Source organism: Prevotella pectinovora (assembly GCF_000834015.1).
In the GTDB taxonomy this organism is placed as follows: domain Bacteria; phylum Bacteroidota; class Bacteroidia; order Bacteroidales; family Bacteroidaceae; genus Prevotella; species Prevotella pectinovora.
The window spans coordinates 89,065-99,117 of sequence record NZ_JXQI01000039.1; the positions used below are offsets into that span (position 1 = coordinate 89,065).

Annotated in this window: 6 protein-coding genes and 1 pseudogene; all 7 read right to left on the reverse strand. The window is 42.3% G+C overall.

The window, feature by feature from the left end; all coding sequences use genetic code 11:
• Window positions 1–71: 71 nt before the first annotated feature.
• Window positions 72–209, reverse strand: a complete 138-nt coding sequence (locus ST42_RS14005) for a hypothetical protein (protein ID WP_156145794.1) — start codon at window positions 207–209, stop codon at window positions 72–74.
• Window positions 210–347: 138 nt separating this feature from the next.
• Complete coding sequence (locus ST42_RS05295; RefSeq protein ID WP_044072683.1) at window positions 348–854, reverse strand: RNA polymerase sigma factor; 507 nt, start codon at window positions 852–854, stop codon at window positions 348–350.
• 249 nt (window positions 855–1,103) lie between these two features.
• Window positions 1,104–4,190: a DUF6298 domain-containing protein gene (locus ST42_RS05300; RefSeq protein WP_052488245.1), complete on the reverse strand. Its 3,087-nt coding sequence runs from the start codon at window positions 4,188–4,190 to the stop codon at window positions 1,104–1,106.
• 256 nt (window positions 4,191–4,446) lie between these two features.
• The gene (locus ST42_RS05305) at window positions 4,447–4,740 is read right to left on the reverse strand and encodes a helix-turn-helix domain-containing protein (RefSeq protein ID WP_042519786.1); all 294 of its coding nucleotides are present in this window, start codon (window positions 4,738–4,740) and stop codon (window positions 4,447–4,449) included.
• A 216-nt stretch (window positions 4,741–4,956) separates the two neighbouring features.
• Window positions 4,957–6,641 (reverse strand): annotated as a pseudogene (locus ST42_RS05310) (RNA-binding domain-containing protein).
• Between the two features lie 30 nt (window positions 6,642–6,671).
• Window positions 6,672–6,929 carry a hypothetical protein gene (locus ST42_RS05315; protein ID WP_042519785.1) on the reverse strand — a complete coding sequence of 86 codons (258 nt, stop codon included), beginning with the start codon at window positions 6,927–6,929 and terminating at the stop codon, window positions 6,672–6,674.
• A partial coding sequence (locus ST42_RS13140) for a 3'-5' exonuclease (RefSeq protein WP_052488246.1) occupies window positions 6,926–10,053 on the reverse strand: 3,128 nt, incomplete at its 5' end. The genes ST42_RS13140 and ST42_RS05315, both read right to left, overlap by 4 nt.

Genomic DNA, 10,053 nt, shown 5'->3' on the forward strand with positions numbered 1-10,053 from the left:
GTTGGGGCTGCTATGTTTGTATCCTGAAAAACGATAATTGGTATAGAGTTGTAATATAAATTTCATTCTTGTCATGCGTCGGACTTCAATGCAAACAGGATTCGCATTTTCAAGTCCGCCTTTTCTTTTTTCGACAGAGGTACTGTTGTTCCTATGCCGCTTTGTGGCATTGTCTGTCGTTTCCCGTATTGTGTGTACTTGTCAGTCATATTCTTCAGTCGAGTCTTAAATGAGCAGTATTATTTCAATGTTTTTTACGCATATAAGACGAGGCTTTTATGACTATGTACTCATATACTGAGATATTTTTTGAGAGAAATCGACAAGTATGTCAGTCTGCAGTCCGCTCAATTGTTCTCGGCAGCCATTTCTCTCATACGGCTAAGGCTGCGGTGCATCAGGTTGCGCACAGACTGGTAGCTGATGCCCATTATCTGGCAGATGTCGTCGTATTTGCGACGCTCTATATAATAAAGGTGTACAATCTGCTGCTGGCGTGGCGACAGGTTGTGGATGTATTGTTCCATAGCCTCGTTACGCCTCTTCTCCTCTTCCATCTTCTCGAAGTCGTATGAATTATTCTGTTCGGCAAGTCGGCGGGTGTTGTAGTCGGTTATCTCCTCGTCTGACAGGCGCACCTGGCGGCGGAACTCGTCGTTGATGCGGTTTCGGAGCGAGACATAGAGATAAGACTCGATGTTGCACACCTTGTCCAATGCTTCTTTCTTGTTGAACAGTTTTACGAATACGTCCTGTATGCAGTCCTTGATGAGCTCGCGGTCTGATGTGAATTTAGATCCGAACGAGAACAGACTGTCCACGTGTTTGTCGTAGAGTTGCGAAAAGTTTACCATAGTTTGATAAGAAATACTGCTTTATAATGTTCCCACTCATAGCGGGATAGTTTGTTTTAGAGTTTTATAGATTTGTTGTTGCAAAGATACTAATTGTAAAGATACAATTGTTTTATATCAAGTCTGTTTTTATGGTAATAATTGGTTTTTCTATAAAAAAAACAGGTATTGCACTTCATTTTGCAATACCCGTTAATCAATTCGTTATGTTTCGCTGACGTTATGTCATTCAGTTTTCAATGTTTTTTCTCATATCTTTTCTATCCAGTACACCTGTTCCGCCTTGCTTTCAGTCAGTGTGTAGCTTCCGTTGATGGCAGTTTTCTTTGCCACAGACCTTATGCTGCCGCTGGTTTTGTCTATGCAGAATATGTTGTAGCGCCCAGTGGAGACAGTCAGACAGAGAGGTTTGTCGGTATGGCTGTAAACCACATAGCCAATGCCATCGTCACCTATCATATCATAAGCCCCCGATGCAGTCTGGTTGTTGTCCACTACTTTCATCTTGGCAACGTCGGATAGGAATTTCTGGTCGTCTACCGGTATGTTTGGCAGTGATCCGCCGGCCATCAGTATAGCCCAGCCATACTGCGGATATTGCTGTGCGAATAGTGTTACCGCTTTGTCAGGGAACATACTTGTGTATTCCCTTACTGCCCGGTATGCTTCCTTGTATCCGGTCTTTCCCACTTTCATCTTTCTCATAAACTGTCTTGGGGCCATGTTCTTGCCGGCAGGAGGAGCCCAGAGACCGGTGGTGTTGTAGTGCCAGTAGCGTATGTCGATGATGTCTACCACCTTTGAGAGCTGCGGGTCGGCGAGTATGGAGTCCTGTGCGTCTTTAGTGCAGCTGAGGGCTATCATGGGGTGTCTGCCCGTTTCCTTTTCCCATTTCGCTATAGTCTCCAGCCAGAAGCGTGTGAAATGTAGCGGTCCGGTGTATTCCTCGCTGATGAGCTGCACGGCGTTGCCGTTGTCTTTCAGTTGGTCGAGACACATGCGGATATATCCTTCGTGCAGTGGGCGCAGGGCAGGGTCCTGTTCGTTGTAGAACTGTTCTGCCATGAACACTCTCTTGTCGCCGGCAAAAGGTACAGGTTCTGGAAAGCTCGTGCCGTTCACATTGTTCACAGGTCGCCATGGAGCGTCCACCCAGTGGGCGCCAGCCTCGATGATGTTGTGCTGGAAATAGTTCTGGTTGAACAGCAGCATTCCCTCCTTGGCGGCAGCCTGTGCGAAGTCGCGTTCCCTCTGCCAGTACCATAGGTTTGGTTTTGTCAGGTCATACAGACTCAGTCCGTCCCACGCCCTGCCCTTGCCGCAGCGGGTGAAAGGCTGTTCGTAGAATGGAGCGCTGACGTCGCCGTCGGCTCTCTTCACTCTTTCGTGGTCGATGCGGCGCAGGTCATACCATAGTCCGTAATGGTTGTCGAGCATGGCATATCCGTTGTCTTTCAAGAATGTCACCACAGAGTCGATGCGGTCTGTCCATCCCGTGCCCTCCCTTCCGGGCACGAATCTCGTTATGGCAGGTTTTGCGCCCTTTACCACGAAGTTGTCTTTCGTCCTTCCGTTCCACCAAGGTATGGCATATCGGTTGCCGACGATGAGTCTGCCGTCGTATGTCATCTTTCCGTTTGAAATGGCGAAAGCCTTGTTGACGGTGTTCTCGTCGCTGCCTTTCAGTGATTTGCCGTGGGTGTTTGTTGACTTTATGTCGTTGATGTTCTTGAGTCCGTTTGCTGAGATGCTTGCAGTGTATGGTATGGAGTCAGTCCACATCTCTATCGTCACTCGTGGTGTGGTAACCGATTCCATGGCGAGCCTCTGTGCCACCTCTATTGTAGGACTGCTCGATGCTGTGATGTTCCTGTTATATACATAACCGTTGTTGCCTTTGTCGCCCACACGCTTTTGCAGCTGGTCGTAGAAGAGGCTTCGCGGGGTCACGGCGTCGTTGCTGCCGCTCCATTCCCCGTTGCCGGTCATCGTGCCCCAGCAGGCGTTGGCGCTCGAACGGTTGTCTTTGTCAGGAGAATAGCAGTAGAGCGTTGATGCCGTACACTGCCACATCATGCTGTTTGCCGTGTTCCATCCCGTTCCCATCTGCCAGTTTTCAAGATTGCGGAACGAGAGGTCGCCTCCCTCGATGTTCACCACGTCGAACAGTAGTCCCGGTGCCCATGAACCCACGCTGCCGCTGAAGCTGAGAGCCCCTTCGGCGTCGCATTGCACGAAGGCGTTAGGTCCGGGAGCTGCGAAGTCGGCTGCAAAATCATGAAATCCCTCTTTCGACACGCATCGCTGGAAGAGATTCTGTTCGCCCCTCGTCAGGAACACCCTTCTGCGCCAGCCTCCGATTTCCGACACCGGTTCGCTCGCTATGCAGTCTTCAACGGTGATACGCCTTGTCTGCCTCTGCAGGTTCACGGCGCTGCCGGCGAAGTGCAGGAAATCCGTACGTCTCACCCAGCAGTCGCCGGCATTGTTCATCCACACCCCGTCCCAGCAATGGTCCTCATCCTTCGGGTTCCAGTCGTTGTGCTGAGAGGCGAGCGTCATGTTCTCCACACCACATTCCGTTATCTCCCCCTTATTATAAGAGGTGATGACCATAGCCCTTCCGTATTTCTGGTCTATAGCCATCGTGATGGGGGCATCGAGGGTTATTACGTTTCCTTTTACGCTCTCCACAGTCCTTGTCCACTTCATGTCGATGTCGGATGGTTTCCATCCCGTGTAGTCGAGTCCTCCGCCAAAGTCATTGCATCCCAGACTCTCTATCCATTCCTTGGTAGACGGTCTGAAAACCATTATCCTCTCGCCAACTTTGATTCCGGCAGTGGAGGAGAGCGTGATGTTCAGGCTTCCGGCAGCCAGTTTCTGGTCAGCCACCATTATCGTGTCACCTTTTGTCATTGCGCTTTGTCCCTCGATATATACGAGGGCACCGCGGTCGGTGCCACGCTTCACGAGCTTCGTCTTCCGTTTTCCCATACCTCTCAATACCACTCCCGATGCACTGATTCTCAACGGTTTGTCGAGATAGAACGTGCCTTCGCCGATAAGCACCGTGCCACGGTGTCCCTGCTTGTCTGCCTTCAGTCGCGACACGTAGTCGATGGCGCGTTGCAGACGGAGGCTGGCATCGGCATCGTCGGATTGACAATCCACGAACACGGCATTCCTCACGTCGGGAATACCGCCCACAGAGGCGTGGTAGCCGCAAGTGGAGTAGTCCATAGGGATGAATACGCTTTTTTTCTTCCCTCCCGCCGCGGCACTCAGCGTAGCGCACAGAATAGTGGTGGTCAGGATGGTCCTCGTTATTTTCATTATCGTATTTGGAATTTTGTTGTTGTCATTTCATTGTCGGATTTGTATGGCGGCAGTATTCTGCCACCTTAAGATTCAGACGCTCTTTGCGCCTTATTGTAACCTGTATCCGCACTTGAACCTGTATGTATTTTATAAGTGCCTGTAAATTAAAAGGAACTTTACGACATCAAGCGTAAATGATACCATAAAGTTCCCTTTGCTAAGAAATCAATCTTGCTTTATTTCCTCCTGAGGACGAATTGTTTGCTGTAAATTAGTGATTGACATCCATTAACTTGGATTTGGCGGTTTCAATAGCTGTAAGTTTCAATTCATCTTCATCCTCCAAAGCATCCAAAACCTTGTCGGCAAGCCAAAGGGTGAGCATTTCCTTTTCGTCTATATGGAAATACTTTGCCAATAGTATCACTTGGCTTCGCTTTGCCCTACGGTCGCCACGTTCTATCTTGCTGAACATTGGGGTATCTATCTCCAAATATGCTGCTAACTGACGTTGCAGCACCTCATGTTTGATTCTTAATTCCTTTATCTTGTTTCCTAATAACATATCCGTTGTTTTTAAGTTCGACCGAAAAGGTCGGTTTGTCGGTCGGATTTCGCTATAATCAGTCGCTTTCGCTATAAATTCCGTTGAAAACTTCGCTATAATTATGACGGAATCATTCGTTTCTACCTATTTCCAACGTTGACATTGGTCGGATTTCGGTCGGATTGTGGATTTTTCGGTCGGATTTCGGTCGGATTTGTTCACATCCGACCGTTCCTATTTCAAAATCCATCTTAGTCCGATTCTATCTATTGAATTTTCTTCATTCATTTCTACTAACAATCTGCCGACATAGCGAAGTTGTTGCTCTTCCGTCTTATTGGCTGGAAGCACATCCTTTAGATATTCGTATATACTATCTCGCTTGGCACCTTCTTCACCAGCATTGCCGAGATATTGTAGAACCATTTGACGCAACCTCTCCTTATCCAATCCTTTTGTTTTTGTATAAGAAGGCAGTTGATGCGTGTTCTTGGCAATACTAAGAGAAATGCTGTAATGCGGAGCCTCACCCTCTATAAGTCCACGTTTTAGCAAGTCTTGGGCAACGTCTTCATGAATAGTTCTTCCTTTCTGTACTGCGTCAAGCGAGATGCAATCCCATAGTGAAAGAGTGTCGTTTGTCTTCAACAAATCAGTGTATCGTTTGTTGATTTCATTGCCATAGATGCGGACAACTACTTTCTTCTTGATTTGGTCAATCTCATAGTCTGGCATAGGGAAATGTCTGCGCCATTGCTCGTTAAACATCTTTTTGATACCACGACTTACGGTATCAATCATATTGAAGTCAACCATAGCCCGACACAAACATTCATTGCGGAAATGCGTCTGAGGTTCTTCATTTCGCAAAGCATTCTCCAAAGTACCAGGAATGAATGTGCCAGCATTGGAATAATACAGATACCCAGGATTCTCCACAAAATTGATGCGTTGCTGAAGAGTGTAGTCTTGATGGGCAATACAATTATGAAGAGCCTCACGAATGGTGTAGTCGTCATACTGCTTCATAGTATCGGGGAATAGCGTACCTCCAGGCATCTCACGCAATGTCAGGTTCTCTATCTTTGAGAGAATTTCGTCTACAGTCAATATAAAAGGTACTGTGAAGTGTTCGTAGTCAACCACTTCCTGATTCTTGTCTCTACGAGTCCAAGTAACCTGTGCAACGGCAGGACGTAGTTTGAAAGCTGATTCGTATTTGCCCAACAGTATGATGGCTGCCCGAGTTATGCCTCCGTTTCTCGTCAATCCACACTTGCTCAGGAACGTTTGGACATTCCAAGCATTCACTTCTTCCGCAGGTATGCGACTATGGACTTTCTTGAACATCATTCGAGCTTTGGCAATGGCCACCTCATCCAAATCGTCTATTGTAGCATCAGGTACAATTTCTGCAGACCAGTCCTTTGCTGTATAGATAGGCTCTTCGAGGATGACGCTCATCCTTTCGTTAGTCATTTCAACCAAAGAATCTTCTATCCGCTGCCATGCCTTCTTGTGGGCAAGTACTGGGCGACGAGGCAAGTGCTTTGGAATATGTATTATCCATACTAGCTTGTTTGTATCTTCAGTTACAAATTCCTCGATGCTTAGACCTTCTGAAGAGAGATAAGTGCATTGTTCTGTAAGTTTGAAGGTTGCTGACTGCGTGTTTGCAGGCTGCCCATTAAAGGTAAGTCTTGAAATGTCTGTACCAACAATTTCAAGCGTCTTGTCCTTTACGCCAATCACAAGATGCCTCCCTCCATGTTGGCGATTGCCGACACGTAGGATATGACATCGTCTTTCTCGTTCCCACAGAACGAGTTCTTCAAGTTCTTAAACTCTTTCCATTCGCATCGTGCATTCTCCTGCGGATATTTGCAACGGAGATATTGTTGTAGTTCTTGTTCGAGCATAATCAATACTTCTTTCTATTTCAGTAATATTTATATCTCAATATAATCACTTCTTCGTGATAATGGTAATTCTCTGAAAATAACAGGATTCCCTTCACTTGTCAAAAATAAGGATACTCTGTTTCCTTCAAATTTGGTTAGGAATAAATGAAAACTTTTGAGTCCATCATCTTCACAAAGCCATTCATCTTTAGGAACAATAAAATATCCATCGCCGATATTGTTATTCTGATAGTCTGACTTCCTTACCACCAAAACATCTACATTTGTGTTATACAATTTAATCATTGTGATTTCCTTTTAAGTTCGTAATAACAATCATATGCTGCTTGTACGTCCGCCATAGCATCATGTTGGTTATTAAAGTGCTTATTGAACAATTTGTAGTAAAGTTCATCCAATTTGGGATATTTATATGGCTGACTCATACGTGTATGGAATGACAAATTAGGTATTTTGCATATATTCATACCCATTTTCATCGTGTCAACTACATTGTGATTCTTTGTAGTGAACAATGCATTTTCTATCCCTTTGACTCTGATTATTTCAGCTTTAACCACATTTAAGTCGAAGGAAACATTATGTCCTATAACGATGTTAGAATTACTTAAAACCTGATCTAAGAAACCTATAACATGTTTTCTATCTTCTCCTACTTTGATAGCTTGGGCATTGGATATTCCATGTATTCTTGCGGATGATTCTGGTATGGAATACCCATTCGGTTTCAAAATCATATTCCGTTTTGCCAATATTCCATAGTTGTCATCTTCAATAATTAATGCAACTTGAACAAGATGAGGCCAATTGTCCAATTCTGTATACGGCAGATTGTCGTTTATTGGTAAACCTGTTGTCTCAGTATCAATAAAACATCTCAAATTCTTAAAGGGAGTTCCCCATATGCGATGTCCTTCTTCATCACATGAGTCATAATTCAAAAAAGGAACAGCATAGATAAATTCATCTTTTGCAAGATTTATATCGGCACCATAATTACCTATATGGAATCGCAAATCTTGGCAAGACCAACCAACAGACACTCTGTCAAATATGAAACTGCTTAAAGGACGTTGATTTGTATCCAAGATAGCACACTTTATTTCATTGGCAGCACCTAAGAAGTTTCCGACTTTTTTACCTGTATAATTTCCAACAACTATTATTGGATTTTGTTCGCTATAAAAGACTCTTGCATAATCCCATTTAAATGGAATTATTATTTCCTCTGGGACTTTTCCAACAATGTCATAACCTCCATATGAAGGATTTTCTGTTTCTGACAATTTATCGTGTTCTTCTATTACGATTCCTTCTTTCTCTTTGTCAAAATCAAATACAGCTACCCAATTGCAATTTCGTTCCTCATAAGGTGATACTTTCCATCGTTTACAATCTGGTCGCATGTTGTCCCAACACAATGTGGACATTGTATTATATAGTGTACGCCCTTTGTAGTATAAATGAATCTCCACTTCTGTTTCATCTATAAACCGAATAAAATCAAATTCTGGAGATTTGAAAATTCCTACTCCGTAACTTTCACAGGCGTAATCGTACTTTAAAATCTGCCATTTATCAATGGTTAATCTTGAAATAAAATAATTATTACCTAATCCGTTTAAATATAGATATTTCTCTAAGTCTAATCTTTTTGAAAGTGCAAGTTGATTATATGAAGAATGTATTTCTATCATATAATCAGATTCATATATTATTTTAGAATCATCAATAATACATAACTTTCTATAATTCTCTATTTCTACTATAGCAAAATATTCTCCACTAAGCAAGATGCCAAATTCAATGATTTTGTCACATTTATAGCTGAATAAAATTGTCGTCGGACGATTATTGTATAAGCAGTAGTATTCACTTGCTTCATTCTTTTTGCAGTCAAACGTATTAGATTCTCTATTATCAAACACACACCATTTGCCATCCCTTTTACCAATTAAATAAGATATTTTGTGCTTTACATTTACTTGTCCTATTGCTGGAATAGAAGTATATCCATCCCAATCATCAGGATAGATGTTCTTTGTAAAATAAGTTCCATCATAGAAATCTATAGTTTCTAATATGTCATACGGACTGTCATCAAATTCATTTTTCGTGTTTCTAAGATAGTATTTTTGAGATAGAATTTTGTATTTTGAATTAAATTCATCACAAATAAACGAGTATGTGATATTGCCCTTCTTATCATATCCATCACATTGCATGTGCTCTCGTTTTAAGACGAAATATACATCTGTGATTTCGAATAATCCATCAGGAGCGCCGCGTTGATTTGTTGCTGCTTCAACCAAATCATCATCTGAATAATGCTTGCCTCCTTTTGAATATATGGCATCATATTTACATGGAATAATTTCCTTAAATGCAATTGTTATTGTTTGAGAACTGAAGTGTTTTACAAAGTGTGTATTAACGATACCATATTTATAACCTTCATAATTATTACCAAGAACAACTATAGAGTAATTGTTGTACAAATAATCTAAATCCTCATATGCAGATGGATTAGATGGATTATAATAACATTTTGATATCCTTGTTATTATTTGATATTTTGTATCTACAATAACTTTTCCTTCAAGGTTCACAGTTCCCCATTTCTCGTTTTTACACACAAAATAACCATCTTCTGCCTTATTGATATTATCATAGATAAAAGGTAATACAATAGTAGCATCAAATCTTAACAATCCCCATTTTTTTGACAATGTGTCTTGTGCCCAAATTACCTTACTTGTGTGATATCCAAAACTTAAATAGTTTAATGGTAAGATGAATTCTCCGTGTTTATTAACGATTCCATGTTTATTTTGCTGTGACACATCATAATAACCAACAACCTCATCTACTGGGAGCACACTATCGAATTCGGCAAATGACTTTTCCCCGAATTGATTAATGACTCCACTAAATATACCATTGATATATGTACTTGCAACTTGGTCATTATAGAAGAACACTTTACGACTATATATTGGTTGTATTACGACTTTACCAGATTTGTCCAAGCACCCCCATGTTCCTCCTGATATAAAGAAACCGGTTAGGTCATCTTCCATTAACGTTCCACCTATATTGAACGGAATATAACCGCATGCATCAATGTCTGGATCACGATGCTGCCCCATTGGTAATAAATTATAGCTATTGGGAAGATCTATCCATGACTTCATGGCCACGGAATTAAGAATGTCATTATCTACAGACATAATTCTCCAATTACCACCAACATCAATCCATAAAACTTCCTTTTCAGAAATATCCTTTCTTCTTCTTGCTTCCTTCTCTTTTGTATAGAAATTAGCTAAGGATTCCTCTAAAAGATAATCCTCATCATCAGATTCAATCTTATATTTTATTGATTTAAGATTAATATCATCTTTTTTAA

Bases quoted from the DNA above. Each gene is read 5' to 3' on its own strand.
- ST42_RS05295 (WP_044072683.1), bottom strand. From the start codon at position 854: ATGGTAAACTTTTCGCAACTCTACGACAAACACGTGGACAGTCTGTTC.
- ST42_RS14005 (WP_156145794.1), bottom strand. From the start codon at position 209: ATGACTGACAAGTACACACAATACGGGAAACGACAGACAATGCCACAA.
- ST42_RS05300 (WP_052488245.1), bottom strand. From the start codon at position 4,190: ATGAAAATAACGAGGACCATCCTGACCACCACTATTCTGTGCGCTACG.
- ST42_RS05315 (WP_042519785.1), bottom strand. From the start codon at position 6,929: ATGATTAAATTGTATAACACAAATGTAGATGTTTTGGTGGTAAGGAAG.
- ST42_RS05305 (WP_042519786.1), bottom strand. From the start codon at position 4,740: ATGTTATTAGGAAACAAGATAAAGGAATTAAGAATCAAACATGAGGTG.